This window comes from Chryseobacterium rhizoplanae (genome assembly GCF_900182655.1).
In the GTDB taxonomy this organism is placed as follows: Bacteria; Bacteroidota; Bacteroidia; order Flavobacteriales; family Weeksellaceae; genus Chryseobacterium; species Chryseobacterium rhizoplanae.
Map to the genome: position 1 here is coordinate 39,681 of NZ_FXTC01000013.1, position 26,173 is coordinate 65,853.

Consider the following 26,173-nt stretch of genomic DNA (forward strand, 5'->3'; position numbering starts at 1 on the left):
ACAACATGAAAAAAGCATTTGAATTTCTCACCCATTTAAAAGAAAACAACAATCGTGAATGGTTTGCCAAACACAAATCCGAATATGATGGTATTGTAAAAGAAAACAAAATTCTTTTTACTCAGATCTATCATGAACTTCAGGAGCATGATCAGCTCAAAGGAATTCATATTTTCAGGATTTATAATGACGTCCGTTTTTCCAAAGACAAGACACCGTATAAAACCAATTTCGGTGTGGGATATTCCCGTTCGAAGCCAATGTTAAGAGGTGGATATTATATTCAGATTGAACCGGGTAACAGCTTTGTTGGAGGTGGCTTTTGGGGTCCGGAAGCCAAAGATTTACTTCGTATCCGTAAAGAATTTGAAATCAGCAGTACAGAAATCGAAAAGATTATTTCAGATAAAACCTTCACTAAATATTTTGGTGAACTAAAAGGAGATTCTGTAAAAACAGCTCCGCGAGGTTTTGATAAAAATCATCCGGCTATAGATTTAATCAGGAAGAAGCAATTTCTGGTCATGCGAAAATTTACCGATAAGGAAGTCTTATCTGACAGTTTTCAAAAAGAAGCCCTTCTCACCTTGTTGGCTATGCGTCCTTTTTTCGATTATATGAGTGAAATTCTGACAACAGATTTGAATGGAGAGCCCTTGTTCTAAAATTCAGTTATCATCTATTTTTTAAAAACTAAAAACCCCATGAAACTTCTCCTCCTATTATCTTTTTGTGTATTGATCTCAGCATGCCATTCATCAAATAAAGCTGCAACGATCAATCCAAAACATACATTTGAATTTGTTAAAGTGACAGATTCAACGTCTTTTATACGTTGGACTAACGGAAAAAGAACATTCAAATCTTCCACGTCTGTTAGTAACCATTATCTGGATGGGAAAACATCTTTACAATGGAGCAATGATGACTATATGTGTCTGAGACATCCCAATGGAAGCGATACATGGACAGATTTAATTTTACCATTTACTAATAATGAAGTCAAATTCTATGAAAACACATTGGCCTATGATAAAATAAATGGTATTGTTATCTATGAAACAGATTCTCTCCCTTACAAATTAATTGCTGAAAATATTCCGGGAAAAGAAAAACAGTTCCTGGGAGAAAACTGGAAAAATTGCTCAAGCCTTTTTCCTCATTATTGTATTGACAGTATACATATTGAAAATAAAGAGCTTTATGTAGATTGGGTGACCCCTAACAAAATCGACAATCCCAATACAACGGAAGTGCAAAAAATTAAACTGAAGCTTTAAACAGTAACCCGCCATGAAAAATATCGCCTCATTCATTTAGAAGCCATTCAGACCTTGCTGTTTACAAAATAGTATTTGGGGTACAGAAAAAATTCCGAATTCTAATTTTTTGTATTTTATATCCAACTAAAAATAATCCATGAAAATAAAATTTATCCTGCTTCTTCTATTCATCATCAACACTGTAACAGCACAAATCAAAGAGAAAATAACCATTCCCAATGGAGTTGTTTATAATTATGCTGATGATAAACTAAATGAAAAAGCAAAAAAATTGCTTACTGAAAGTCTGACGAATACAACCAATGATAACCTGTTGGGAAATAATTTAATCATAGGACCCACGCTTTGGAAAAGATTTAAAAATATTGAAAGCTTAAAAGCGATACCTGACAGTTTGATCTTTCATATTGACGATATAGAAGTAGAGGGAAAAATGTCCAAAAATTTGAAGGATTCCAAAAAGATTTGGGATGAAGTAAAAAAGGGAATTTCCGGGAATTATCAGATACGAAAAGCCAATGAAGACGAATTAAAATATTACTGGTCAACCATTTCATTTGATATTGAAGAACCTTTGTTTGTGCTGCAAACCGAAGACCATCTGTATATTTTAAATTTTCTAAAAAAAGAAATGAAGTTATTCTGGCTGGATGAGTTTCCCAATAAAAATGCCTATAACAATCCAATTGACAAAGGAACATACAAAACAGAAGGAACGATCAAGACTTATAAAAATGGAAATGAAGTTTATATTACTGATAAAGGAAACAAAGAAACCAAACTCGAGAAAGTAATATTTTTGACTAGTGATCCGGAATTACAGAAAAATTCGTCTGTAGAAGATCTTCAGTCAGTTTTTGAAAAAACCAACAAAATTTTTGAACGTTTATTTAAAAACTCTAAACGGGAAGGAAAAATAATGGTTCAATTTGAATTGGGAGAAAAGAAAAACGAAATTCAATTTGCCGTTAAGGATGATCTGGATTTAGAACTCATGAAAGAATTTGAAAAACAGGTTAACGAAGAAAAATATCCGTATACAAAGAAAGACACTATAAAGTTTCAGCTGATTTATAAAGTCAATTCTTACAATGATACCGAATAAGTCTTCCGTTTTTGTAATTTAGCTGCTGAAAAACTAATATAAAATTCATGAAACACTATATTTTACTTTGTCTTCTTTTTATTTTCGGCATCGCAGCCGGACAGGAAAAAGAATATCCATCCATCAAAAAAGGAGATTTTCCGGAAGGCGTTTATATGACACTGGAAGATGTTTTGAATAAAAAACCGTCTTCCACCGAAGAAATATATTTCAAAGCCTGTGAAAAATGTGATTCTCTTGATCTGCCGGAAAAGGCTTTTTTTTACTTTAAGCAAAAGGATAAAAGGGTTAAGTTCCCGCTGGCTATTTCGCATAAAGGAGAAATGTATTTTCAGACCTATAGAAAGTATACCAATAGAGACGACAAAGGATATGATCCTGACCAATATTCAAGATTTTGTAAAGTTTTGAATTATGGAAGATTCATTTATTTTGAAGAGAACATGAAAGGCTTATGGTCGAAAGCATTCTTAGGCGCATTAAGTCCTCTTACCTACTCCATCAATGGAAAAACCAAAGGAATTGTTTTAGATCTGGACAATAAAGAATTTAATATTCTGCAAAATTGTGATGATTTGAATGATTTCCTATCAGCCCATAATATTCCTGAAATTCAATGTAACTCAGAAACCTATACCATTTCAGATTTGAGAGCAAAAATTGAAGAAATCAATCTGCCATACCGTTAGACTGCTGTACCGGTTTACATTGACAATATATTTAGAACCGTTCCGTAAGAACGGTTTTATTATTTTACAAAAACTTTTCACGATGAAAAAAACACTCACCTTAATCTTAACTTTTCCATTTATTTTCCTTGCAGCTCAGGATAATGACAACGCATGCAAATATATTTCCTCAGGACTTAAAGAAAAACCTTTGGAATGCATTGACAAATCAACATTTAAAAAAAATGATGAAGTCTATCAGATTTTCAAATGGTCTGCATTTAAAGACAATTATTTAATCAGAATTGAACACACTGGGAATAAATATATACTTGTTAAGAAGAAAATATTTACCGGTGAATATGATCAAAAGACAGGCGAAAAAATAGATTCAAGGTTTACAATTCTTGTACAGAAAAATTTAACTCAAAAGCAATATGTACAATTTATGAAGTTGTTATCTGAAAATCATTTTTGGACCAACAATGACTATAATGTTCCTTCAACATGTAATGATGGAAGTGGGATATTTATTCATGCCCTTAAGAAAAATAGTTTTCTGAAAATGAGTAATGGCAATTGTTCTCCCAAAGACGAGTATTTAAATACTTTATATCAAAAAATAATAGAACTGTTTAATCTATAGAGTTTGTTGATAGAAATCAATTAAACGCATTAGCGTTAGTAATTTTTTTATAATAATGAAAATACTGCAAACCATCGGAATCCTCCTCTTAATAGGGTTTTTAAATTCCGCTTCTTAAAGCTTTAATCATCTTAAGCAGGAAATCCAGAAGCTGGTCTACAACAAATTTCACTTAATGAACGATAAGAAAGCAATATATTTGCTTTGAAAAACACATATGCGCAAAATTATTATTTACTTTCTCAAAATAAAATAATACCCAACCAATGAAAAAAGTAATATTAGACCTTGCCACTACTTTAGATGGATTTATTGAAGGACCCAATGGAGAAACAGACTGGTGTATCATGGATGATGATATGGATTTTGATGGATTTCTAGCAGGGATAGACACTATTTTTTATGGAAGAGTAAGCTATGATGCGTGGGGAAATTATCAGCCGGAGGAAAATGCAGGCCCGGAAGAGCAAAAACTTTGGGAAGCTGTTCATTCCAAAAATAAATTTGTCTTTTCCAGTCAGAGCAGAGAAGATGAAAATGCCGTTTTTATCAATTCTGATATTGCACAGAAAGTTTCCGAAATAAAAAACCAGGGCGGAAAAGATATCTGGCTATATGGAGGAGCGAGTCTTATCAAAACATTTATTCAGCTTAACCTTATTGATACCTATAGAATATCTGTTCATCCGATTGTTTTAGGAAAAGGGAAACCTCTTTTTGAAGATTTAAAAGAAAGACTAAATTTAAAACTGGTTAAAACCAATGTTTTCAAATCCGGCGTAGTACAACTTATTTACGAGGCTTAACCTTAAAACAGTCAAGACATGAACGCTCAGCTTGGAACTATTATTCTCTATGTAAAAAATGTGCAGCTGCTCAGGAACTTTTATGTGCAACATTTTAATCTGAAGGTGATTGAAGAAGATCCAATCTGGATTTTGCTTGATGCCGGAGGTGCTCATATCGGACTTCATAAAATCGGAGATCAGTATCTTGAAAAAATGGAAGCGGGGCATCTCTTCGACAACAATACCAAACTTGTTTTTGAAATCGACATTGACATAAAATCTGCAAGAAATGAACTGGTCTCAAAAAATATTCAGATGAGAGAGATCAAAACTTTTGAAAACTACCCTTTCTGGCTCTGTGACGGAACCGATCCGGAAGGAAATGTATTTCAACTAAAGAGCAAAAAATAAAACCAGCCCCCATCTGCAACCATGAAAAAGATAATTGCTGCCACTTGTCTTGTTTTAATCCTGACCCTTTACAACTATCCTATTTTTGATGATAAAAAAATTACATTTGCTGTTGTTTTTCTGTGTTTTGTTGTGATCATATTTTCGGTAGCAAAACTTTATTCTCCTGTTGAAAAAGAGGATTATGATTCTGTTGAAAAAGAAATGGACAGGTTGCATAATGATGACGGAATTTTTCAATACACAGACAGCGGGTTTTGCTTTAAACAAAAAAACACAACAGAGCTTATACAATGGGATGAAATTATTTCAATATATTCTTTCCGTATTCCATCTCCATTCAGTGAAAGAAAACAATCCGGGTTGGAAATTATTACCGACAGAAAAAGCTATGAGTTCGATTATAGTGTAACGCCTGGAATCATAAAACTTACCGATCAACTTTACAACTATCTTCCGGACTGGGAAGAAGATTCACCTATGGAGATAAATAATTTCGGTCTTGAAAAAACAAAGTTGTATGAAAGAAAACCTCCACAGTAATCAATCAGACATGCCAGCGATCATTGAAATAAAAAACAAAACCAATTGGCTAACTGCCTTTATCACAAGTATTGGCTTAATTTTCATGTTTTTGATGGTACTTATCATCATCATTCTTGGGCTCCTGCAGTACGATGATTTTTTTGCACCAGTTTATCTTCTATAACTGCAGTTATAGCCTGCCTTTTTATTTTCTTCCTCTATATCTGGTTATGGAATAATTTCGGAAAAACAGTTTTGACCATTGACCACGAAACCCTGACAGTACAATATAAAAACAAATTATTCACAAGTCCTAAAACTTATCTGAAAGAAGAAACAGATCGTATTGGAACGAAAAATTTTGAAGTAGAAAGACATCAATTGGGAGTCCGCTACCATTTTTCAATAAGTGGTTCAACCTATTCCGTTATTCTCATACAAAAAGAAAGTGAAATAAGAATCGTAGACTGGATCACGAAAGTTAAAGCGGATGAAATTGCAGGTGAATTAAAAAGAATTTGGTATTAAATACAGATAACCAAAAATAGTTCATTAGCCATGTAATAATATCACACTTAAAAGTGTCTTATTTAAAAAAAAATCAATGAAGTCTATTTTAACCTGCATTATAATATTGCTTGCAGCCAGTCCACTTTTTTCTCAGAAATCAGAAAAACTGGAACAATTATTCTCCACTTATGAAAAGGCCGGCTTGTTCAGTGGTTCTGTTCTCATTGCGGAAAAAGGAAAAGTTATTTTTGAAAAAAGTTACGGCTACAGAAATGCGCCTAAAAAAATAAAAAACACCAATAACAGCCTTTACCGGGTTTTCTCTACCACAAAAATGTTCACTGCAACAGTTATTTTTCAGCTGGAAGAACAAGGAAAATTATCTTTGAATGACAAACTTTCAAAATATTACCCTGATTTTCCGAAGGGAGACAGCATCACTTTGGCCAACCTGCTTTCGCATACGTCAGGAATTCCCAATGATACAAACTCTGAGTATACTGTAGATGAGGAAACATTTTTAAAGTATATTTCCGCAAAACCACTGAATTTTTCACCTGGTAAAGATTGGGATTACTCTAATTCCGGATATTATATCCTAGGTTATATCATTAAAAAAGTGACAGGTCTGAACTATGATAAAGTGATAGAAAACAATATACTGAAACCCTTGAAAATGAATCACAGTGGGTTCAACTTCAATACTGTTACGGATGAAAATAAAGCATTTGGGTATGAGTTTTTATCCGATAATAACTCAAACGAAGCATTACGTTTCAAAACCGATCATCCTTTTGGGGCAGGAGCCATGTATTCTACAGTGGAAGATCTTTTTAAGTTCAATGAAGCGCTAAAGAACTATACCATTCTGAAAAAAGAAACAATAGATAAAGCTTTTACTCCTTATCTTAAGGATCATTATGGATTAGGCTTTCAGATTTCTACTGTTTTTGATAAAAAACGGGTAGGTCATGATGCCGGCGGACCTGGTTACAGAAGCAGGTATTACAGAATTCTGGAGGACGATATTTGTGTGATTGTCATTTCAAATTCAGAGCTTTCACACACAGATTTTATTTTTCCTCTGGTAGAAAAAATACTGTACAATAAACCTTATACTATTCCAGCTATTGCAAAAGTGAGTACAGAGGATTTAAAAAAACTGGATGGGGTTTATTCCACTGAAAGTTCAAACTTCTATATAAACAGTGCTGATGGGAAACTGATTTTTAAAGAAGGTAGTTATCCTAGAAATGCCTTGCTGCCATTAAGCAAAACATCATTTCAACTGGATGAAAAATTTACCTGTACATTTAAACCCGATCAAAACGGGAAAATAGATACTGTTGTCATTCATTTTTGGGATGGAACGGTGAAAACAGCTAAAAAAAATACACAAAATCTTACCTGGGGGATCATAGGAAATGCTACTCCTAACGGCTGGGATGGAAAAGATATCCCACTGCAGACAAACTCTGAAACCCCTAATATTTATTTTCTTAAAAACTATAAACTGAATAAAGGCAATTTAAAATTCAGATTTAATAGCGACTGGGGATACAGCCTCGGATTGAATAATGATAATAAAAGCATTGCCTTTGATGCTTATGATTTTCCCATCAATGAAGAAGGTGCTTATGACATTGTACTCGATATGACCAATACTGTAAAACCACAATTCAGCATCAAAAAATCAGTTCAATAAAACCTTGCATTTACACCGTAAAAAATACATATTTTTCAACCGCTCTAAAGTAGGGTGGTTTTTATTTTAAACATCCATTGATATTTTTTATTATTTTTATCTCACTCAAAATCAAACCACAAAATATAATCTATGCCTCATTTTATTATAGATTGTTCACAGGATATTCTTCAGCTGAGAACGCCCGAAGAATTAATGGATGCACTATATGAAGTGGCTGATGCAACTGGTCTTTTTGCTCCCAATGATATCAAAGTGAGGCTTCAGCCTTATCAGTATTACAGATTAGGAACAGGCAAGAAAAATTTTCTGCATGTCTTCGGATACATTATGGAAGGCCGTACTACGGAACAAAAAGCGCAACTTTCCAGACAGATCAGTACCAGACTTTCTGAATTACTCACTGATATTTCCTTTCTTTCTGTGAATATCAATGATTTTGAAGCCTCAACTTACAGCAATAAAGCACTCATTAATCCTGAAAATATAGATAAAGACAGACATTTCGGATTATAATTTTCTTTCAACACCAACTAAATACTAATATTATGAGCTTAAAAGCATTAGTCAACAAAAGCGTACAGTACAACAATTGGGTAGTCAATAAATATATTGACTGGTTATCCACAAAGTCTGACGAACAATTGAATCAGGAAACAATTTCAAGTTTTCCTACTATCCTAAAAACCTTACACCATATCTGGCAGACCCAGGAATACTGGTGGAGTCACATTTCTGAAAAAAATGATTTTGATTTTGCTAAAACTACAGAAACCACAGACAAAGAAGATGTTTTCAATGCTATTAAAAACAATTCACAAAAGCTGGTAGATTATGTGGAAAGTCTGTCTGAAGATGATCTTTCAAAGAATGTGAAGATAGAATCTCAATGGTTTCAATGTGATTTTTCAAAGTATGAATATATTCAGCACGCTATTCTTCACGGGACTTATCACAGAGGGCAAATCGTAACGATGGGACGAAATATCGGAATAACAGATGCTCCGATGACGGATTTTAACTTCTGGAATATTTATAAGGATAAGCAATAATATCAACCTTTTGTGGATAAGTCTGACATTAAATTTAAAAACATTAAAGAACTTTTTAAAAATACTTGATTTTAAAATAGTTACCTGCATAAAACCAGGTTATCCACACTTTTCAATATTTGTGGATAACTTTTCAACATCCCATTAATAGCTGTGGATAAAGTATGGATAAGTTTTTCACTCATAAAAAACAGACAACATAATATATTGAAAGTAAACAATTTAAATCAATGTTATTTTTTTTGAGAATTTCTGAAATAAAAAATCATGTGGATAAGTTCTGTGGATAACTTATCCACATTTTTTTTTGACCTTATTATTCGCAGTTATTATTTTTAAAGCGAATACCAGAGGTTATCGACAAAATAAATTGCTCAATTACCAGAATTGCTTTCATACCGGATTATTGGATTTTTTGTAAGTTAGTTGATAGGGAATACAACCTCATTTTTCAATAAAAGTTTAATATAAAAAAGTTTAATGTACAACACTACAATCCAAAAAGAATGGTTCTCAGAAGGAGAACGTTATGCGAAAGATATCAATGAAATGGTTGAGTTTGGTGAAAAAAACGGCTGGGAAAACTGGAAGGGTGAAGAACCTGAAGATAAAAGAGCCAATATTGCCCGCGAAGTTTTTGAACTGCTTAAAACCGCTAACAAAAACGGAGACACAGAAAACTTCAGAGAGCATTTTCCACCCGCTCATACTCCTATCATTCCTTTAATGGAAAATAAAGCTCAGAATATTGAGCATATGCATTTTATCACTGAGGAAAAAATTGTTTTCATGACAGGCACTTCATATGAAAAAAGACAGGCTTATCTTCTTGATAAAGATATTGTCACAAAACTTGATGAAAATATCCATGCAATCGGGAAATCCAAACGGGAAAACATTTTCGCCATTGCAGATGCTCACAAAATATATTTATACAAAGGTTGGAATGGAGACCTCATCAATGAATTTGAACTGGATGAAAACCCAGATTTCGGGATTACAGATTTATACCCTTTCAATGATGGAAGCAAAGTTGTGATTGTTTCCTCAGACGGAATTTTTCTGATTTCAAATACTGAAAAAAAACTCATCCATCCCATCAATGAAGATAATGAAGAAGACTGGAGCTCTCAGATTGACATGGAAAATGCGGCATTATCCAACGACAATTCTTATATCGTAGTAGGAGACCAATGCTATGATCACAGAATACTGGATCACGAAGGTAATACCGTAGGATCCATAGGGCCACAATCATCTTATCCACATTTTTGTCTTTTTGCAAAAGATGACAGCCAGCTGATTACAAATTCCTGCCATTTTTACAACGGAATTACCATCGGAATCAATGCCGATCAATATGTAGGAGCTGATATTGAAGCGTATACAGAAAGTGAAGACTTTACTTTCATTGATGAAGAAATGAGAGTTTATGAAGGGGTTGCCATAAAAGATTATTATATTCTGGGAGACGCTTACGGCTATATCAAAGCTTTTGATAAGAATGGAAATCAGCTTTGGAGATACTTCCTTGGGTCTACTATTACAGGAACAGCACTTTCTGATGATGAAGAAACCCTGTGGGTAGCGGCACACTCAGGTATTTTACACAAATTAAAACTAGAGAAAGGACACAGAGATACCCACACCATCGGCAATGGGAAACATTATGAAGAGTTCAGATTGCTGATCTGGAAAGATGAGCCTCAGATCTGGAAGTGGTAATTAAAACCTTAATCCCAATATTAATAATAAAGTCATGCAAAATACCAAAATTTTCACCACGGCTTTTGCCAGCGTTTATCCCCATTATATTCAAAAAGCAGAAAAAAAGGGACGTACTAAATCAGAAGTTCACGAGATCATCTGCTGGCTGACAGGTTATGACGAAAAAGGCCTGCAGGAACAGATTGATAAAAGAAATGATTTTATTACTTTTTTTGATCAGGCTCCTCAGATAAATCCAAATGTTTCATTGATTAAAGGAGTTATTTGTGGATATCGTGTAGAAGAAATTGAAGATGAGCTCATGCGGAATATCCGGTATCTGGACAAACTGATTGATGAGCTGGCAAAAGGAAAGAAAATGGAAAAAATATTAAGAACAGTTTAAAAAAATAAATATTTCTTTATCATCTTATAAATCTGAAATATCTCTTCCCCATTTCAAAAAACTTCCCGAAATTAGCAGTCTGTGCGTTAAATACTATTCAATGAAATAAAAATTTAAATTACAACATACAGCAAAACTTAGTATAAGTTTTCTTCGGGGCAGGGTGAAATTCCCTACCGGCGGTTACAGTCCGCGACTCCTTTCTTTTGAAGGGACTGATCTGGTGAAATTCCGGAACCGACAGTTAAAGTCTGGATGGGAGAAGAAAATGAGATGACCAATAAGATTCCTTATGGACTCTTGTTGCGTTGTATTTCATTTCCATGTACCGAAGACTATTTTAACTTTTAAAAGTAAAATAACATGGAAAAATTATTAGAACAATTCGGAGCAACCTCCAAAGAACGTGTAGAAAAAGCACTTTCAACTTTACAACAAGGAAAAGGTATTCTACTGGTAGATGATGAAAACCGCGAAAACGAAGGTGATATCATCTTTCCCGCTTCTACTATTACAGAACAGGACATGGCACTTCTGATCCGCGAATGCAGCGGTATCGTCTGCTTATGCATTTCTGAGGAAAAAAGCCGCCACCTTAACCTTCGTCCGATGGTGGAGAACAACAATTCAAAAAATCAAACCGCATTTACCATTTCCATTGAGGCCAGAGAAGGCGTGGAATCAGGAGTTTCAGCAAAAGACCGTGTAACAACGATCAGAACCGCTGTGGCATCCAACGCCAAGGCAGAGCATATTGCAAGTCCTGGCCATGTCTTCCCCCTGATTGCCAGAAAAGATGGTGTCTTTGAAAGACGCGGTCATACCGAAGGCAGTGTAGACCTTGTAAAAATGGCCAACCTGGGTGATGATGCCGTACTTTGTGAACTGACAAATGAAGACGGTTCTATGGCAAGACTTCCTGAAATCGTAGATTTTGCCATCAAAAAAGGGATGAGCGTCGTAACCATTGAAGATATTTATGCATACCGTAAAATGGTGATGAGCAATTAAACTTAAAAATTTTTAACGCACAGAGCCGCCTGTTGATATGATCAGCAGGCATTTTTGTTAAAAATTTAATGAAAATCAAATAAAATTAACATTTGAATACTATTTTTTAATTATTTTTAACAAAAAAAAATCTTGACTATGAAAAAATCTTTACTCCTTTTACTAGGAGCTTCTGCAATGTTTTCTGCGCAGATCACGCTTACAAAAGCAGCCAATGACCCTATTTCCGGAAACGTTGTCAATTACAATCATGTAACCGGAGTGGTAAACAACTCCGCAACAGGAGCTAACGTTACATTTTCAAACGGAGGTCTTACCATGGGAGTTTCGTCAATAACGACTTATTCTACTCCTACTTCTACCGAAATAAGCACTTTTCCAGGTTCAACTATTAAAATGGCAGATGGGGCAACAACTGTTTATTACAAAGCTTCTTCCACTAAACTGGAAATCACGGGAATTGTAAATCCACAAGCAACTTTAAATTTTAACGTGGATAATGGCACTTATAATAGCTATCCATTGACCTACGGACCTGCCCAAAATGATACTGCCAAAGGAACTTTCTCTTCATCTTCTGCCAACGGATTGTTCAGCGGTACAATGGCTGCCATTGCTGATGCATATGGAACTCTGATTATAGGTAATCAAACATACAGCAATGTTCTTAGAGTAAAATATACACAGAACTTTAATCTTTATGCATCTTTTGATGTTACTTATGCCAACCCTATCGGAACAATTACCAATACAGCCTATGCTTATTACGATGCTTCTCACAGATATGCTTTGCTAAATTCTACAAGCGGAAACATTAGTGTTCCATTGTTAAGTATCAACCAAACAGTAGCTACTGCATTGGCTTTAAACGAAACATTTCTGGCTACCAGCAACGCTGTAAAAAAAGAAAACCTGATTGTTTACCCTAACCCTGCTCAGGATTTTATTGGCTTCAAAGGAAATACGGATAATTATTCCAAAGCCAATATCTATAGCCTGGATGGTAAACTGGTGAAAACATCAGATGTAAAATCCGGAAATATTCAAATTTCAGATCTTCCACCAGCGTCTTATTTTATAGAGATCAGTGGAAAAAATGCCACAGACACAAAGAATACAAAATTCATCAAGAAATAATAAAAACAAAATCCCCGCTCCTACAAATGAGCGGGGATTTCTTATTAACATTCAAATTTGCCATTAAAAAGTAGCAGCAGGAGCTGTTTCATTATTAAGCTTTCGCTGAATTTCAGTCTTTTTCCCTTTGGAGAAATCATAACTTAATCCTAATACAAACATAGATTTATTGTTCATAATCTGAGTATGAACTTTATAGTCCACTAAGCTTTCAGGTAAACTTTTCGTTTTATATTCGGAAGGCATTCCTATCCAGTACATGCCTGTGGAAAATGTCCAGTTCTTGTGTTTATAGCTTATAAAAATATTATTCTGGTTTTCATTTGTATTGAGGAAAGCTCCATTAAGATTATACACCGGAATATTGAACTGATACTGAAGTGAGAAAGATTTATATTCTGAGGAAAGCGAAAAATAATTTCCAAGATAGTCATTCTTAATCAAAGCCCCTGTACTTGTTCTTACCGTTTCAGAAGTAGGCGTAATCACAGCTTTTATTACAAGCAGGCTATTCCCGAACGGTTTATAAGATCCTGTAAGCTGCACTCCGTACCGCTGTCCGTTTTTTCCGTTTTCATAAGTCAGCGCGTAGCCTCCCAATACGTCATCCTGAACATAATACTGATTGATCACCCTATTGGTATACCGGTAAAATAAACCTGCATTGAAATCAAAATATTTGTTATTAAAAGAATAGGTCAGGTTATTGGAAAACACCTGTTGAGACTCTAAAAAGGGATTTCCTCTCTGGACAATATTTGGAGCCAGCTGCACGACATTACTACTCAAAGCATTACTCCACGGACTTACCGGATTATAGCTTGCTGTAAATCGAAGATTCTGATTATTTTTGATCTGATAAGCTAAAATAACCTTCGGGGTAAAAGTCCATTCATCAAAAGTATTCTCTGCGCTTTTGTTGTGAATATTCGTAAGACCAGCTCCGAGGCGGTAGCTGAATTTATCAACTTTCCCTGCAAATTCGGTATAAAAATACTGTTCCAGATAATTGACACTGTATAGAGAATATCCGGCAAGGTTATTCAGATCATTGGAAATGGAAGACCTGGAAATACGGTATCCGGATGAAAGTTTCCCTGCTTTAAAATCATGAGTATGGGCAAGCTCTCCTACCAGACTCGTTTGCTTTGCCTTCAGAACCATATCATTATCGTATACTGAAAGTCCTGAGCCTGTAATCCATTCACTGGCAGTTTCTGAAGTATTGGTGGTGTAATGAGATCCTACTAGATTAATACTCAACTCATCTTTTTCGCCTATTTTTTTGGAATAATAAAGATCCAGCTTAGGAATCACATAATCCGAACCGTTATTTTTAAACATTGCATGTTCTTCCTTCAGTTGATCTTCAATAAAGACACTCTGCCCTACTCCTTTTGAAAACCTGCTGAAAATATCCATATTCAATTTAACCTGAAAAGCATAATCGTCAGGAACAAGCCTGGTATAACGCAAAGCAACATTCTGGAAAGTATACCCGAAGTGATCTTTCCTGTTTTCATCAGAACGATAATGCTTTCCGCTCAGCTGGTAATCATAGATACTGTTTACTCTTCGGTCATCATAATCCCTTACATTCAGGGAATATTCAAGTCCGAAATTATTTTTTCCCTTAGTGTAATTAGCATAAGCAGAACCGTTCACAAATCCGGTATTCAAAGCCGTAGATACATCAGCCCCGAAAACATATCCTGTTTCTGTGGATCTTGTCAGAATATTAACTACGGTATCAGCTCTTGTAGCCCATCTTGCCGGCGGAATATCATAATACTCAACTTTCACAACCTCACTTGGGGCAACACTCCGGATCTGCATATCTGTAGCTTCAATCCCATTGATCAAAAAAAGCGTAGTTCCTCCCTTAGTACTGGTAATTGTATTGGATATCGGATCCAGCTGCAATTCAGGAAGGGTACGAAGCAGATCTTTTGCATAACGTGCTCTTTCCAGCGCCTCTTTATCAAAAGTATAAACGGCTTTATCTGCGAACTGTTTCTTACGTTGTGATTTTAAAATAACTTCCTGAATTTCTTTTGTTGCGGCAACATCGGCTGTATCATTTTTCTTCTCCTGAGCAAAAACAAAAGCTCCGCAAAGAAAGAATATGGTATAAATAGTTTTTTTCATGTCAAAAGACGAATTATACTATTAGGACAATCAATCTCCGATGTATATTACATTGATGATCGTTAATATTAAAGATTTATCAATAAATTTGCTTTAAATCTAATTATTATGTTAAATACAGCCCGTTTTTTGCTGCTATTATTTAACATCACAAAATATAAAGTCATGAAAAAAGTATTCATATTACTTCCGTGCTTTCTTTTTTCAGTATCGGGAGCTCAGGAAATTCAAACCAATTCGGCAGAAAAGATGAATATCATCAAGACTAATGTCACAGCTTATGCTTTCAGAAATATTAATCTTTCTTATGAGCGGGCCATCAACCAATGGTTTTCAGTAAATATCGGGTTCGGAACAATGCCAGAAGGAAAAGTCCCATTCATTAATTCCTTTCTGAAAGATGAAGACGAGAAAAGATTCCGGAATCTTAGGGTAAAAGCCACCAATTTCACCATAGAACCAAGGTTTTATATTGGAAAAGGTTATGGAAAAGGATTTTATTTTGCACCTTATTATCGATATTCAAGTGTGACTTCCAACACTTTTGATTTTTATTATGATTATAATGGCCCCAATGGTGTTACCTATCAAATTCCCCTTAAAGGACAGGGAGACACCAATGGAAACAGCGGAGGTCTGATGGTCGGCGTACAATTTTTTCTTACCCGAAGTCAAAATCTCGTCCTGGATTTCTGGATTGCGGGCGCTCACTACGGAAGCGGAAAAGGTGATTTTATGATGACCTCAGATTATGTACTGACTCCTGACATGCAGGCTCAGCTTAAAAAAGAAATTGAAAACCTTGACATTCCATTTGTAAAATATACTGTAGAAACCAATGCCAATGGAGCCAAAATAAAAGTGGACGGTCCGTGGGCGGGATTCAGAAGCGGGCTTTCTATTGGATACAGATTTTAAAAAATACACAGCCTATACCTGTAAATCGTTCTTTTTCAGAACGATTTATTTTTTTCTGAAATTTGTATCTTGGGTGTCAAAAACTTGTCTGAAATAATACTTTATGAATTCATCCACTATCACTACTGGTCAAAGAATCAAAGCCATCATAGGCGGATCTATAGGAAATCTTGTTGAATGGTATGATTGGTATGCTTATGCAGCCTTTGCTATTTATTTTTCACATTCATTTTTCCCGGATTCTGACCTGAATGCACAGCTGATGAATACAGCAGGAATATTTGCGGTAGGCTTTCTGATGCGTCCCATTGGAGGCTGGGTATTCGGAAGCATTGCTGACAAGATCGGGAGAAAAAAAGCGATGACACTTTCTGTATTACTGATGTCATTCGGATCTCTGCTGATCGCTCTTACTCCTACCTATAAAACCATCGGAATCCTGGCTCCTGCGTTATTACTGCTCGCCAGATTATTACAGGGATTGAGTGTAGGAGGTGAATATGGTGTTTCTGCCACTTACCTCAGCGAAATGGCATCAGAAGACAAAAGAGGATTTTATTCAAGCTTTCAGTATGTTACTCTGATCGGAGGGCAGCTGATTGCATTGGGAATACAGCTGATCTTACAGAAATTGCTTTTAACAGAGGCTCAGCTTGAAGACTGGGGCTGGAGAATTCCTTTTGTTATAGGAGCATTACTTTCTGTTATCGCTTTATATTTAAGAGCCAATCTTCATGAAACCGAAGCTTTTGAGAATAAAAAAGAAATCAGTGAAAAGAAAAAAGGAACAGTAACAGAACTCCTCAAGCATCCAAAAGCTTTGCTTACGGTAATCGGGCTGACACTAGGAGGAACTCTTGCATTTTACACTTATACTACTTATATGCAAAAGTTTCTGGTAAACACGGTTCACCTGACTAAAGAGCAATCTACCCTTATCTCATTTATTTCATTATTTATATTCGCATGCCTGCAGCCTGTTTTCGGAGCATTATCAGATAAAATCGGACGAAGACCGCTTCTTTTGGGCTTTGGAATTTTGGGAACGCTATTCACTGTACCGCTTCTTACCGCTTTAAGTACAACCACTTCAATGTGGACTGCTTTTTTCCTGATTATGGTATCTCTGATCATTGTCAGTGGATACACCTCCATCAATGCTGTTGTAAAAGCAGAACTTTTCCCTTCAGAGATCAGGGCGCTGGGGGTAGGACTACCCTATGCACTTACAGTAGCTATTTTCGGCGGAACGGCGGAATATATTGCCTTATGGTTTAAACAGATAGGAACAGAAAGTTATTTCTACTGGTATATTACAGGATGTATTTTATTTTCCCTGATCGTTTATGCCGGAATGAAGGATACAAAGGAAACTTCCACACTTGATAAAGATTAATAGTATACCGCTTTATAAAAACCGTGCGCCGCAGAGAATCTGCGGCGCACGGTTTATTTCTTAATGATAGGCTTGCTTAAATTTTTCAATCATACTGTCCAGATTATGACGCTGAACATAGATACTTTTTACCTCTTCATACCTGGGCGATTTATAGAAAACCTCATGGAAATCCATACTACCGTTTCCTACTTTTACAACTTTCTGTACTTCGATATTCAACTTTCTCAATTCGTCTTTGAAGACTTTAAACTCATCTTGGATACTACTGCTCATTAATATTTTTAGTTTTTTAGTTAAAAATTCCATTGACCCCTTTCAATGTCAGGGGTAACCTCTTAAATTCCGAATAAAGTTAGTAAATTTATCAACACAAAGTAACACTTTGACAATATTTTATTGATTTTTTTGCAAACAGTGTGTAAATTTTTATCTTATTGATACATATTCCGTATTTTTAAGTCATCAAAAAATCACAACAACGTTATATAAACTATGAATATTAAAGCATTTTTATCTTTATTCTTTTTAACACTGCTTACTTTCCTGCATGCACAAAAAATGGAACTTAAGGCACCTGATTATTCTTTAATTCAAAAAAATATTGAAGATAAAAACTCGGAATTGTATTATCCGAAGCTTTTAAAAAGATTAAAACAGAATGATACGCTTCTTACAAGCAGTCAATACCGCCATCTTTACTTCGGCTACACCTTTCAAAAAGACTATCAACCCTATAAAACAGGCAAGAAGGCTGAAGAAGTGGCCAAATATTATCGTGGGGAAGGTATTTCACAAAAAGATCTTTCCAAGGGAATCCAGCTGTTTCTGGATGCACTGGATGAAAACCCGCTGGATCTGCGTGCCATGAACTATCTTGCTTATTTATATCATTTAAATAATGATGAGGCTACTGCTGAAAAAATTGCAGGAAATTTTCATGGGTTATTAAATGCTATTCTTACTTCTGGTGACGGATTGAAATGTGAGACAGGATTTCACGTTATTTCTGTCACAGATGAATATGTACTCTTAAACAGGTTTCAAATGGAAACCAAGGCACAAAGCCACAATGGAAAATGCGATTATCAGGAATTTGAAAAAGGTAAATATAAAATTCCGGGGTTTTATTTTGATATCAGCAGGTTTTATGGGAAAATATTAGATTAATTTTTTCAATATTATATTCAAAAATTCACTAAAGTTTATCATTTAAGAATAAATTACTAAAATATTTTCATATAATTTTCCCCTAATGAAAGGGGTTTCGGAGTAAGGAGGAATATTTTTTTCAAAAAAATTTAAAATCTAGTGTAACATTTTTTTGAAGTTCGTCTCTAAAAGGCAAATAAACCTTAAAACTTTAGAAATCATGAAAAAATTTACATTCCTTCTTATCATCATGTTATTTTTCTTAGCGGTATGCAATATTTTCGGTCAGGAAACAGCATATCCGTTTGAAGTAAAGAAAACCGGAAAAGGAAATCAGTCTTTATTATTCATTCCGGGATTTGCCTCTTCCGGAGACGTATGGAACGAAACGACTGCAAAATTTGAAAAAAACTTCACCTGTTATACTTTAACGATGGCAGGATTTGCCGGAACAAAACCACAGGCAGATGCCAGCTTTAAAGACTGGGAAAAAGGAATTGCTGCTTATATAAAGAATAATAAAATTGACAAACCTATTATCATCGGACACAGCATGGGAGGTGGCTTTGCCCTCGCCATTGCCGCAGATTATCCTGAGCTGGTAGGGAAAATCGTTATTGTAGACACACTTCCTTGCCTGGCTGCCATATCTGATCCTAATTTTACCTCTAAAGAAAATAATGACTGTTCCTCTACCATTACTCAATTAACAGCGATGAGTGATGATCAGTTCCGCAAAATGCAGACACAGATGATGCCGCGTCTTCTGGCAGATACTTCTATGCAGGAAACTGTAATCGGCTGGAGCATGAAATCTGACCGAAAAACATTCGCTAAAATGTACTGTGATTTTTCCAATACCGATCTGAGAGATACAATAAAAAATATACAGTGTCCTTCTCTTATCCTTTTGGAATCGTTTTTTACCAACCTGAAACCAACTATCGAAGGTCAGTACAAAAATTTAAAAAATGCCAATATGCAGTATGCTTCAAAAGGATTGCATTTCATTATGTATGATGATAAAGATTGGTACTTTAATCAGCTTACTCACTTTTTATCTTCGAAATAATGGCTTTTGAAGAGATATACGAACTCTACTGGCAAAGGATATTCCGTCTGTGTATGGGATATGTGAATGATACTGACCTCGCCCAGGATCTTGCCCAGGAAACATTTATCATTGTATGGCAGCATCTTCCGAAATTCAGAAATGAATCCAGCGTAGGAACATGGATCTTCAGAATAGCTTCTAATAACTGTCTGCGGCAGATTGAAAAGGAAAAGAAGTTTACAAAAACAGATCTGCCTGTTAATCTGGAAGAAAAAAAGCAGGAATCTATGGAGCCTCAGATACAAATGTTGTATCAGTTTATTTCGGAGCTGCCGGAAACAGACAGAATTATTATTTCATTGGAGCTGGAAGAGGTAAAACAGGCTGAGATAGCACATATCGTAGGACTTTCAGAATCCAACATACGGGTAAAGATTCACAGGATAAAAGAAAAATTAACACAAAAGTTTAGAGAAAATGGATTCTAATATCGATTTCAAAAATATATGGAAGCAGCAAACTTCCAGCAAACCCAATCTGGAAGAGCTTATTGGTAAGTTGAAAAAATTCCGAAATCAAAATCTGCGTAAGCTGATTCTGGCCAATATTGGATTAATCACCACCTCATTATTTATCATTTATATCTGGTATCGTTTCCAGCCTCAGATGATGACTACAAAAATCGGGATTGTGCTTGTCATTCTGGCCATGGTGATGTTCCTTTTTGCTTATAATAAAATGTTTATGGTTTTTTACAAAATTGACCAGACCCAATCGAACAATGAATATCTCCAGAGTTTATATGTGGTAAAAAGTAAGCAGAAATTTATGCAGACCACTATTCTCAACTTATATTTTATTATGCTTTTTCTGGGAATATGCTTTTATATGTATGAATACACTTCAAGAATGACAATAGGCGCAGCGATTCTGACCTATACAGTAACATTAGCATGGATTGCTTTCAATTGGTTTTATTTAAGACCTAAAACAATAAAGAAACAACAGGGGAAACTTGATGAATTAATTAATAAATTTGAAGAAATAAACAATCAATTAAAAGAATCATGAGTTCTTCCGACAACAAAAACCATTGGGAAAACGTATACGAAACCAAAAATCCTGATCAGGTAAGCTGGACCCAGAAAAAGCCACAGACTTCCCTTGACTTTATCAAATCTTCCGGATTGGGAAAAGAGGCCAAGATTATTGATATTGGTGGCGGCGACAGTAACCTTGTTGATTTTCTTCTTGAAGAAGGTTATGAGAATATTACCGTCCTTGATATTTCTGCCAACGCTTTGGAAAAAGCACAGAAAAGACTCGGAAATTTAGCTGATAAAGTAAAATGGATCGCAACCGATATTACTGCTTTCCAACCAACGGAAACTTACGACATCTGGCATGACAGAGCTGCTTTTCACTTCCTGACAACTCCGGAACAGGTTTCAAAATATATTGATATTGCAGAAAGGAATGTAAATAACTTTATGATCCTTGGAACTTTTTCCAAAAACGGACCTACGAAATGCAGTGGATTGGATATTCAACAGTATGATGAGGAATCATTGTATGAAAAATTTGAAAAAAGTTTTACAAAAATAAAGTGTATTACTGAAGATCATATCACCCCTTTTGAAACTGTTCAGAATTTTGTTTTCTGTAGTTTTAAAAAGCATTAATGAATTCTACATATTTAAATAAAAAAGAGAGTCACTGACTCTCTTTTGCTTATTATATTTCCTTATGGATTATGATTCTTTTCCTTCTTCCATTTCCACTTCATGGCGCAGCTGGGCTTTGTAAAGAGTAGAATAATATCCGTTCTTATCCAGAAGCTCAAGGTGCTTCCCTTCTTCTACAATTTTACCATGCTCCATCACAATAATCTTATCTGCTTTCTCAATCGTGGAAAGCCTGTGGGCAATAATAATGGAGGTTCTGTTTTTGGTAATTTTTTCGGTGGCTCTCTGAATCAGCTTTTCACTTTCATGGTCAATGGAGGACGTTGCTTCATCCAGAATTAAAATTTTCGGATCTGATAAATAGGCTCTCAGGAAAGACAGCAATTGTCTCTGGCCTAAAGAGATTGACGAACCTCTTTCGCTCACTACATAATCATATCCGCCAGGAAGCTGCTGGATAAACTGGTCTACCTCAATTTCTCTGGCACCTGCTTTTATTTTATCTAAAGTTATACCGTCATCTCCAAAAGAAAGATTTTCAAAAATACTTCCATGGAAAAGGAAAACATCCTGCAAAACAACTCCGATGTGGCTTCTCAGATTATAAAGCTCATAATCTTTTAAATTCACATCATCAATCAGAATATTTCCGGAGTTGATATCATATAATCTTGTGATCAGACTGATAATGGTAGATTTTCCGGCACCTGTTGCCCCTACAATAGCGACTGTTTCTCCCGGATTTACTTTAAAATCAATTCCTTTCAGAACTTCCTGCTTTTCATCATAGGCAAAATGTACTTTCTGGAATTCAATTTTTCCGGCAAAATGGTCTTTCTTCACCGTACCGTTATTCGGCATTGAATTTTCTTCATCCATTAATCCCAATACTCTTTCTGCTCCCACAATCCCTCGCTGAATATTGTTGAAACGATCTGCAATCTGTCTTAAAGGACGGATCAGCATTGAAATATACTGAATAAATGCAATCACGACTCCGGCACTGATGGTAATATATCCTCCATAGAAAAGGATAAATCCTATGAATAACGAAGAAATAAGTTCTACCACAGGAAAGAACAATGAGAAAATGAATACCGTTCTCAGCAATGCACTTTTCAGGGTAATATTGATGTCATCAAATTTTTTGAATTCAGCTTCCTGTCTGTTGAATACCTGAATGATAGACATTCCTGCCAGTCTTTCCTGAACAAAAGAGTTCTGATTGGCAGTCCAGTTTCTCTCGTCCCCAAAAGCTTTCTTCAGTCTTTTCTGGAAAAATCGCGTAATGACTACCATTAAAGGCAAAATAGCCAGCGTAATGTAACTCAGGTGAACATTGGTACTGAACATCATAACCAATACAAACAGGATTCTCAGAATATCCCCGAAAACCATCAGGAAACCATCCGTATATACAGTGGCAATTGTTTCCACATCTCCTACCGCACGTGTTACCAGCTGTCCTATAGGTGTTTTATCAAAAAATGAAGTCTTGAAATAAATCAGTTTAGCATATAAACGCTCTCTGATATCCCTGATCACATTCTGTGAGATAAAATTTGAAAAATAAACCAGGAAAAAGTTTAAAATCGTTTCAGCAAACACCAATCCTACAAGGATATAGATATGTTTCATCATCAAAGCCTTATCATGAAGCTTTGTAATATCATTATCCACCACCTGCATAGTAAGATATGGCCTGTAAGTAGAAACAATGGAAAGGAATATAGAAATTATAAGCGTAAGGATGAACCATGAACGGAACTTCATTCCGATAAAGAACAGCCTTTTTATAATCCCCCAGGTATCTTGTTTTTTCATTGTACGAATCGAAAGAAAGAATTAAAATAAAAATTCTATGCAAAAATAAGACTTTATAACCGGACTGCCTTTACAACTTTTGCAAATCGTCATAGAAAATTTCAGATACCTACCATTTACAATATGAATATATTAAGCATTCTTTTCTTCGCCTGTTTCTCCATTAATAACATAAGAGCCAAAAACACCATCAACAATAAAACTCTTCAGACAATCTGAAATCTTCTTGAAATTAAACTATTTCTATGATGAATTGATGATAATTTTAAAATTCGTATCCCACATCTACCAGATACAACCCATGTCCTGGGGCTGAAGTTCCGGCAGCGTTGCGGTTTTTATCTTCAATTACTGTACGAAGATCTTCCGGTTTCAGTTTTCCGGTTCCTATTTCTACCATTGTTCCAACGATAGCACGAACCATATTTCTCAAAAACCGGTTAGCTGAAACAGTAAATTTCAGTTCTGAGCCATTCTGCTCCCACTCTGCTTTGTAAATTTTGCAGATATTGGTTTTGTTGTCTGTCTTTAATTTGGCAAAACTGGTAAAATCCTCGTATTCAAAAAGAATTTTGCAGGCTTCATTCATAGCATCAATATCCAGAGTTCTTTTCCAGTGTTGCCAGGCCGATTCCTGAGTGAACGGATTTTTTTCCAGTGAGATATAATACTCATAGGTTCTGTATGTAGCATCAAAACGAGCGTGGAAATCATCTTTTACCGGAAAAATCCTTTTAATGGAAATATCAGGCGGGAGAAAACTGTTCAGTCTGCGTGGAAGCTGATCGTTTACTTCCTTTTCCGTATCAAAATGAGCAAATATTTTTTTGGCATGAACCCCTGTATCGGTTCTTCCTGCACCTGTAGTTTTAATCTCTTCCCTTAAAATTGTGGAAAGTGCTTTTTCCAGTTCTTCCTGTACAGAAATGGCATCCGGCTGTATCTGGTAGCCGAAATAATTCTTTCCGTTGTAAGAAAATTCTATAAAGTATCTCAATGTATTGTAATAACTCCACAAAAATACTTTAATTTAACGAAATATTTGTTGAAAAGTCTTTGAGAATAATATACCAAATGCTTACGAAAATTCCTATTTTTGCAATCGTATGAAAAGATGGTACCTTTATCCTTTTTCCCTTGGTTATCATTTGGTAACGGGTATCCGGAACACAATGTATGATCTGGGAATTTTAAAATCGACAAAATTCAAAACACCGATAATCAATGTCGGGAACCTTTCTGTGGGCGGAAGCGGAAAGTCACCCATGGTGATGTATCTTGCCCAATATCTATCCAAACATTACAGAACCGGAGTACTTTCACGAGGCTATGGAAGGCTGACAAAAGGCTATGAAGTAACCAATTATGAAAGTAATTACAAAATGGTGGGTGATGAGGCGATGCAGCTTTTTGAACGTTTTAAAAATCGTTTTGTTATTGCTGTTTCTGAAGAACGTGTTCCCGGAGCCAAAAAAGTAATTGAAGATATGGACCTTGAGGTTCTGGTATTGGATGATGCCATGCAGCACAGAGCCATCAAGGCAGGATTCAATATTCTGATGACCGATTTTAATGATCCATTTTTTAAGGATTATCTTCTTCCGGCAGGAGATCTGAGAGAATCCAGAACAGGATACAAAAGAGCCAACATCATTATGGTCAGTAAATGTCCTGATGAACTGACTGAGGAAACAAAAAGGTATTATATCTCAAGAATAAGACCTTCTTACGGACAGAAAGTTTTCTTTTCATCCATTGGTTATGACGAAAATGTATACGGAAAAGATAAAATGCTTCCGGATAACAACCTGAATTATTATGATATTTTACTGATCACCGGAATTGCAAATCCAAAACCGCTTCTGGAGCATCTGGCAAAATTTTCAAAAAGGGTAAAACATTTAAAGTTCAGGGATCATCACAATTTCACGGATGATGATATTAAAAAAATCCTTGCCGAGTATAAAAAATTAGGGGAATATAAACTGATATTAACCACAGAGAAAGACTATGTACGTCTGAAAACTTTTGACTATCTTAGAGAAATTGTTTACTACTGGCCTATCAATGTACTGATTGATAAGAAAGAAGAATTCAATCAAATCATCTTAGATTATGTTAGAAAAAATTAAAGAGACCGCAGATTTTATTAAAAATATTATTCAGGAATCCCCTGATTTTGCGGTTGTTTTAGGATCCGGATTGGGGAAATTACAAAATGAAGTAGAACCGATCCATATTTTAGAGTACAAAGACATTCCTCATTTTCCACAAACTACAGTAGCAGGGCATACCGGAAAACTGATTTATGGATTCCTGGAAGGAAAAAAAGTCCTGATGATGAGCGGACGTTTCCATTACTACGAAGGACATTCGATGGAAACTGTAACTTTTCCTGTGAGAGTTTTTCACTTACTGGGTATTCAAAACCTGATTCTTTCCAATGCATGCGGCGGCGTAAATCCTGCTTACAGTGTTGCAGATATTGTTATTCTGAAAGATCACATCAATATGATGCCTGAGCATCCGCTTCGGGGAAAAAATATCGATGAGCTCGGACCACGATTTGTGGATATGAGTGAGCCTTATAACAAAAAAATGATTGCCGCAGCGGAAAAGGCTGCTGCAGATCACCAGATAAAAATCCATCAGGGAGTTTATGTAGCACTACAAGGACCAACTTTTGAAACTCCGGCCGAATACGGCATGATTAAAGCCATCGGCGGGGATATGGTAGGAATGAGTACCGTTCCGGAAGTCATTGTCGCCAAACATATGGGAATGGATGTTTTCTGTGTCTCCGTAATCACGGATCTTGGCGGACCGGATGTAGCTTTTGCCGTTTCTCATGAAGAAGTTTTAAATGCAGCCAATAAGGCAATGCCCAATGTAATTGCCCTTGTGAAAGGCTTGATTAAAAACTACCAGTAAAAATAATCCTAATATTACAACTGAAGACGTAACATTCCCCTCCCGCGGAGGGGTGGCGAAAATTCAAAGAATTTTTGACGGGGTGGTTCCACATTTTCACTCTCCTACCCC

The 26,173-nt window shown here is 35.6% G+C and carries 29 protein-coding genes and 1 riboswitch; of the genes, 25 read left to right on the forward strand and 4 right to left on the reverse strand.

Features of this window, described 5'->3' with window-relative positions; genetic code table 11:
- The first annotated feature begins 5 nt into the window (after nt 1-5).
- The 16 genes from FN817_RS20775 to FN817_RS20850 all read left to right on the forward strand — a co-directional run bounded on the left by FN817_RS20775 (nt 6) and on the right by FN817_RS20850 (nt 12,954).
- Nucleotides 6-665, forward strand: coding sequence for a DUF2461 domain-containing protein (locus tag FN817_RS20775; RefSeq protein WP_142719603.1), 660 nt, complete (start codon nt 6-8; stop codon nt 663-665).
- 39 nt (nt 666-704) lie between these two features.
- Nucleotides 705-1,280, forward strand: a complete 576-nt coding sequence (locus FN817_RS20780; protein ID WP_142719604.1) for a hypothetical protein — start codon at nt 705-707, stop codon at nt 1,278-1,280.
- Nucleotides 1,281-1,419: 139 nt separating this feature from the next.
- Nucleotides 1,420-2,388, forward strand: a complete 969-nt coding sequence (locus tag FN817_RS20785; protein WP_142719605.1) for a hypothetical protein — start codon at nt 1,420-1,422, stop codon at nt 2,386-2,388.
- Between the two features lie 47 nt (nt 2,389-2,435).
- Nucleotides 2,436-3,077, forward strand: coding sequence for a hypothetical protein (locus FN817_RS20790; protein ID WP_142719606.1), 642 nt, complete (start codon nt 2,436-2,438; stop codon nt 3,075-3,077).
- Between the two features lie 82 nt (nt 3,078-3,159).
- On the forward strand, nt 3,160-3,702 hold the full coding sequence (locus tag FN817_RS20795) for a hypothetical protein (RefSeq protein ID WP_142719607.1): 543 nt from the start codon (nt 3,160-3,162) through the stop codon (nt 3,700-3,702).
- Nucleotides 3,703-3,968: 266 nt separating this feature from the next.
- Nucleotides 3,969-4,508, forward strand: coding sequence for a dihydrofolate reductase family protein (locus FN817_RS20800; RefSeq protein ID WP_142719608.1), 540 nt, complete (start codon nt 3,969-3,971; stop codon nt 4,506-4,508).
- 18 nt (nt 4,509-4,526) lie between these two features.
- Entirely contained in the window at nt 4,527-4,901 is a 375-nt protein-coding gene (locus tag FN817_RS20805; RefSeq protein ID WP_142719609.1) for a VOC family protein, read from the forward strand.
- A gap of 21 nt (nt 4,902-4,922) precedes the next feature.
- On the forward strand, nt 4,923-5,444 hold the full coding sequence (locus tag FN817_RS20810; RefSeq protein ID WP_142719610.1) for a hypothetical protein: 522 nt from the start codon (nt 4,923-4,925) through the stop codon (nt 5,442-5,444).
- A gap of 237 nt (nt 5,445-5,681) precedes the next feature.
- Complete coding sequence (locus FN817_RS20815) at nt 5,682-5,954, forward strand: hypothetical protein (protein ID WP_142719611.1); 273 nt, start codon at nt 5,682-5,684, stop codon at nt 5,952-5,954.
- Nucleotides 5,955-6,030: 76 nt separating this feature from the next.
- The gene (locus tag FN817_RS20820) at nt 6,031-7,641 is read left to right on the forward strand and encodes a serine hydrolase (RefSeq protein WP_142719612.1); all 1,611 of its coding nucleotides are present in this window, start codon (nt 6,031-6,033) and stop codon (nt 7,639-7,641) included.
- Nucleotides 7,642-7,773: 132 nt separating this feature from the next.
- A complete protein-coding gene (locus FN817_RS20825; RefSeq protein ID WP_142719613.1) occupies nt 7,774-8,157 on the forward strand; it encodes a 5-carboxymethyl-2-hydroxymuconate Delta-isomerase in 384 nt (127 codons plus the stop codon).
- Nucleotides 8,158-8,189: 32 nt separating this feature from the next.
- Nucleotides 8,190-8,693: a DinB family protein gene (locus tag FN817_RS20830; RefSeq protein WP_142719614.1), complete on the forward strand. Its 504-nt coding sequence runs from the start codon at nt 8,190-8,192 to the stop codon at nt 8,691-8,693.
- Nucleotides 8,694-9,173: 480 nt separating this feature from the next.
- On the forward strand, nt 9,174-10,418 hold the full coding sequence (locus FN817_RS20835) for a hypothetical protein (protein ID WP_142719615.1): 1,245 nt from the start codon (nt 9,174-9,176) through the stop codon (nt 10,416-10,418).
- A 34-nt stretch (nt 10,419-10,452) separates the two neighbouring features.
- Entirely contained in the window at nt 10,453-10,806 is a 354-nt protein-coding gene (locus tag FN817_RS20840) for a DUF2200 domain-containing protein (RefSeq protein ID WP_142719616.1), read from the forward strand.
- A gap of 145 nt (nt 10,807-10,951) precedes the next feature.
- A riboswitch (FMN riboswitch) is annotated at nt 10,952-11,077 on the forward strand.
- Nucleotides 11,078-11,169: 92 nt separating this feature from the next.
- Entirely contained in the window at nt 11,170-11,817 is a 648-nt protein-coding gene (gene ribB, locus FN817_RS20845) for a 3,4-dihydroxy-2-butanone-4-phosphate synthase (protein ID WP_047425599.1), read from the forward strand.
- A 138-nt stretch (nt 11,818-11,955) separates the two neighbouring features.
- Nucleotides 11,956-12,954 carry a T9SS type A sorting domain-containing protein gene (locus FN817_RS20850; protein WP_142719617.1) on the forward strand — a complete coding sequence of 333 codons (999 nt, stop codon included), beginning with the start codon at nt 11,956-11,958 and terminating at the stop codon, nt 12,952-12,954.
- Between the two features lie 63 nt (nt 12,955-13,017).
- Here the strand turns inward: FN817_RS20850 and FN817_RS20855 are convergent, their stop codons facing one another.
- Nucleotides 13,018-15,102, reverse strand: coding sequence for a TonB-dependent receptor domain-containing protein (locus tag FN817_RS20855; protein WP_142719618.1), 2,085 nt, complete (start codon nt 15,100-15,102; stop codon nt 13,018-13,020).
- Between the two features lie 165 nt (nt 15,103-15,267).
- On the opposite strand from FN817_RS20855, the gene FN817_RS20860 reads away from it, so the two are divergent.
- Both FN817_RS20860 and FN817_RS20865 read left to right on the forward strand, forming a co-directional pair.
- The gene (locus FN817_RS20860) at nt 15,268-16,020 is read left to right on the forward strand and encodes a DUF3575 domain-containing protein (RefSeq protein WP_228451624.1); all 753 of its coding nucleotides are present in this window, start codon (nt 15,268-15,270) and stop codon (nt 16,018-16,020) included.
- A 103-nt stretch (nt 16,021-16,123) separates the two neighbouring features.
- Complete coding sequence (locus FN817_RS20865) at nt 16,124-17,416, forward strand: MFS transporter (RefSeq protein WP_142719620.1); 1,293 nt, start codon at nt 16,124-16,126, stop codon at nt 17,414-17,416.
- 60 nt (nt 17,417-17,476) lie between these two features.
- Here the strand turns inward: FN817_RS20865 and FN817_RS20870 are convergent, their stop codons facing one another.
- Complete coding sequence (locus tag FN817_RS20870; RefSeq protein ID WP_034696179.1) at nt 17,477-17,692, reverse strand: hypothetical protein; 216 nt, start codon at nt 17,690-17,692, stop codon at nt 17,477-17,479.
- Between the two features lie 219 nt (nt 17,693-17,911).
- Here FN817_RS20870 and FN817_RS20875 point away from each other — a divergent pair, with 219 nt between their 5' ends.
- The 5 genes from FN817_RS20875 (at nt 17,912) to FN817_RS20895 (ending at nt 21,304) form a co-directional block, all read left to right on the forward strand.
- Nucleotides 17,912-18,586 (forward strand): DUF4919 domain-containing protein, encoded by a 675-nt coding sequence (locus FN817_RS20875; protein WP_142719621.1) that lies wholly within the window; start codon nt 17,912-17,914, stop codon nt 18,584-18,586.
- 202 nt (nt 18,587-18,788) lie between these two features.
- Nucleotides 18,789-19,640 carry an alpha/beta fold hydrolase gene (locus FN817_RS20880; RefSeq protein ID WP_142719622.1) on the forward strand — a complete coding sequence of 284 codons (852 nt, stop codon included), beginning with the start codon at nt 18,789-18,791 and terminating at the stop codon, nt 19,638-19,640.
- Complete coding sequence (locus FN817_RS20885) at nt 19,640-20,110, forward strand: RNA polymerase sigma factor (RefSeq protein WP_142719623.1); 471 nt, start codon at nt 19,640-19,642, stop codon at nt 20,108-20,110. Before FN817_RS20880 ends, FN817_RS20885 begins: the two co-directional genes overlap by 1 nt.
- The gene (locus FN817_RS20890; RefSeq protein WP_142719624.1) at nt 20,100-20,693 is read left to right on the forward strand and encodes a hypothetical protein; all 594 of its coding nucleotides are present in this window, start codon (nt 20,100-20,102) and stop codon (nt 20,691-20,693) included. The genes FN817_RS20885 and FN817_RS20890 overlap by 11 nt, the downstream gene beginning before the upstream one ends.
- Nucleotides 20,690-21,304 carry a class I SAM-dependent methyltransferase gene (locus tag FN817_RS20895; RefSeq protein WP_142719625.1) on the forward strand — a complete coding sequence of 205 codons (615 nt, stop codon included), beginning with the start codon at nt 20,690-20,692 and terminating at the stop codon, nt 21,302-21,304. Before FN817_RS20890 ends, FN817_RS20895 begins: the two co-directional genes overlap by 4 nt.
- 69 nt (nt 21,305-21,373) lie before the next feature.
- Here FN817_RS20895 and FN817_RS20900 read toward each other — a convergent pair whose 3' ends face one another.
- Nucleotides 21,374-23,131, reverse strand: coding sequence for an ABC transporter ATP-binding protein (locus tag FN817_RS20900; RefSeq protein ID WP_142719626.1), 1,758 nt, complete (start codon nt 23,129-23,131; stop codon nt 21,374-21,376).
- A gap of 265 nt (nt 23,132-23,396) precedes the next feature.
- On the reverse strand, nt 23,397-24,149 hold the full coding sequence (gene truA / locus FN817_RS20905) for a tRNA pseudouridine(38-40) synthase TruA (RefSeq protein ID WP_228451625.1): 753 nt from the start codon (nt 24,147-24,149) through the stop codon (nt 23,397-23,399).
- Between the two features lie 88 nt (nt 24,150-24,237).
- Here truA and lpxK point away from each other — a divergent pair, with 88 nt between their 5' ends.
- A complete protein-coding gene (gene lpxK / locus FN817_RS20910; RefSeq protein WP_142719627.1) occupies nt 24,238-25,263 on the forward strand; it encodes a tetraacyldisaccharide 4'-kinase in 1,026 nt (341 codons plus the stop codon).
- Nucleotides 25,247-26,062: a purine-nucleoside phosphorylase gene (locus FN817_RS20915; protein WP_142719628.1), complete on the forward strand. Its 816-nt coding sequence runs from the start codon at nt 25,247-25,249 to the stop codon at nt 26,060-26,062. The genes lpxK and FN817_RS20915 overlap by 17 nt, the downstream gene beginning before the upstream one ends.
- Nucleotides 26,063-26,173: the final 111 nt, after the last annotated feature.

Excerpts from the sequence above, each read along its gene's own strand:
- FN817_RS20780 (WP_142719604.1), top strand. The coding sequence starts at position 705 with ATGAAACTTCTCCTCCTATTATCTTTTTGTGTATTGATCTCAGCATGC.
- FN817_RS20810 (WP_142719610.1), top strand. The coding sequence starts at position 4,923 with ATGAAAAAGATAATTGCTGCCACTTGTCTTGTTTTAATCCTGACCCTT.
- FN817_RS20850 (WP_142719617.1), top strand. The coding sequence starts at position 11,956 with ATGAAAAAATCTTTACTCCTTTTACTAGGAGCTTCTGCAATGTTTTCT.
- FN817_RS20880 (WP_142719622.1), top strand. The coding sequence starts at position 18,789 with ATGAAAAAATTTACATTCCTTCTTATCATCATGTTATTTTTCTTAGCG.
- FN817_RS20825 (WP_142719613.1), top strand. The coding sequence starts at position 7,774 with ATGCCTCATTTTATTATAGATTGTTCACAGGATATTCTTCAGCTGAGA.
- FN817_RS20890 (WP_142719624.1), top strand. The coding sequence starts at position 20,100 with ATGGATTCTAATATCGATTTCAAAAATATATGGAAGCAGCAAACTTCC.
- FN817_RS20875 (WP_142719621.1), top strand. The coding sequence starts at position 17,912 with ATGAATATTAAAGCATTTTTATCTTTATTCTTTTTAACACTGCTTACT.
- FN817_RS20775 (WP_142719603.1), top strand. The coding sequence starts at position 6 with ATGAAAAAAGCATTTGAATTTCTCACCCATTTAAAAGAAAACAACAAT.
- FN817_RS20870 (WP_034696179.1), bottom strand. The coding sequence starts at position 17,692 with ATGAGCAGTAGTATCCAAGATGAGTTTAAAGTCTTCAAAGACGAATTG.
- ribB (WP_047425599.1), top strand. The coding sequence starts at position 11,170 with ATGGAAAAATTATTAGAACAATTCGGAGCAACCTCCAAAGAACGTGTA.
- FN817_RS20795 (WP_142719607.1), top strand. The coding sequence starts at position 3,160 with ATGAAAAAAACACTCACCTTAATCTTAACTTTTCCATTTATTTTCCTT.
- FN817_RS20840 (WP_142719616.1), top strand. The coding sequence starts at position 10,453 with ATGCAAAATACCAAAATTTTCACCACGGCTTTTGCCAGCGTTTATCCC.
- FN817_RS20830 (WP_142719614.1), top strand. The coding sequence starts at position 8,190 with ATGAGCTTAAAAGCATTAGTCAACAAAAGCGTACAGTACAACAATTGG.
- FN817_RS20865 (WP_142719620.1), top strand. The coding sequence starts at position 16,124 with ATGAATTCATCCACTATCACTACTGGTCAAAGAATCAAAGCCATCATA.
- FN817_RS20855 (WP_142719618.1), bottom strand. The coding sequence starts at position 15,102 with ATGAAAAAAACTATTTATACCATATTCTTTCTTTGCGGAGCTTTTGTT.
- FN817_RS20820 (WP_142719612.1), top strand. The coding sequence starts at position 6,031 with ATGAAGTCTATTTTAACCTGCATTATAATATTGCTTGCAGCCAGTCCA.
- FN817_RS20885 (WP_142719623.1), top strand. The coding sequence starts at position 19,640 with ATGGCTTTTGAAGAGATATACGAACTCTACTGGCAAAGGATATTCCGT.
- FN817_RS20805 (WP_142719609.1), top strand. The coding sequence starts at position 4,527 with ATGAACGCTCAGCTTGGAACTATTATTCTCTATGTAAAAAATGTGCAG.
- lpxK (WP_142719627.1), top strand. The coding sequence starts at position 24,238 with ATGAAAAGATGGTACCTTTATCCTTTTTCCCTTGGTTATCATTTGGTA.
- FN817_RS20835 (WP_142719615.1), top strand. The coding sequence starts at position 9,174 with ATGTACAACACTACAATCCAAAAAGAATGGTTCTCAGAAGGAGAACGT.
- FN817_RS20785 (WP_142719605.1), top strand. The coding sequence starts at position 1,420 with ATGAAAATAAAATTTATCCTGCTTCTTCTATTCATCATCAACACTGTA.
- FN817_RS20860 (WP_228451624.1), top strand. The coding sequence starts at position 15,268 with ATGAAAAAAGTATTCATATTACTTCCGTGCTTTCTTTTTTCAGTATCG.
- FN817_RS20895 (WP_142719625.1), top strand. The coding sequence starts at position 20,690 with ATGAGTTCTTCCGACAACAAAAACCATTGGGAAAACGTATACGAAACC.
- FN817_RS20790 (WP_142719606.1), top strand. The coding sequence starts at position 2,436 with ATGAAACACTATATTTTACTTTGTCTTCTTTTTATTTTCGGCATCGCA.
- FN817_RS20800 (WP_142719608.1), top strand. The coding sequence starts at position 3,969 with ATGAAAAAAGTAATATTAGACCTTGCCACTACTTTAGATGGATTTATT.
- FN817_RS20900 (WP_142719626.1), bottom strand. The coding sequence starts at position 23,131 with ATGAAAAAACAAGATACCTGGGGGATTATAAAAAGGCTGTTCTTTATC.
- FN817_RS20915 (WP_142719628.1), top strand. The coding sequence starts at position 25,247 with ATGTTAGAAAAAATTAAAGAGACCGCAGATTTTATTAAAAATATTATT.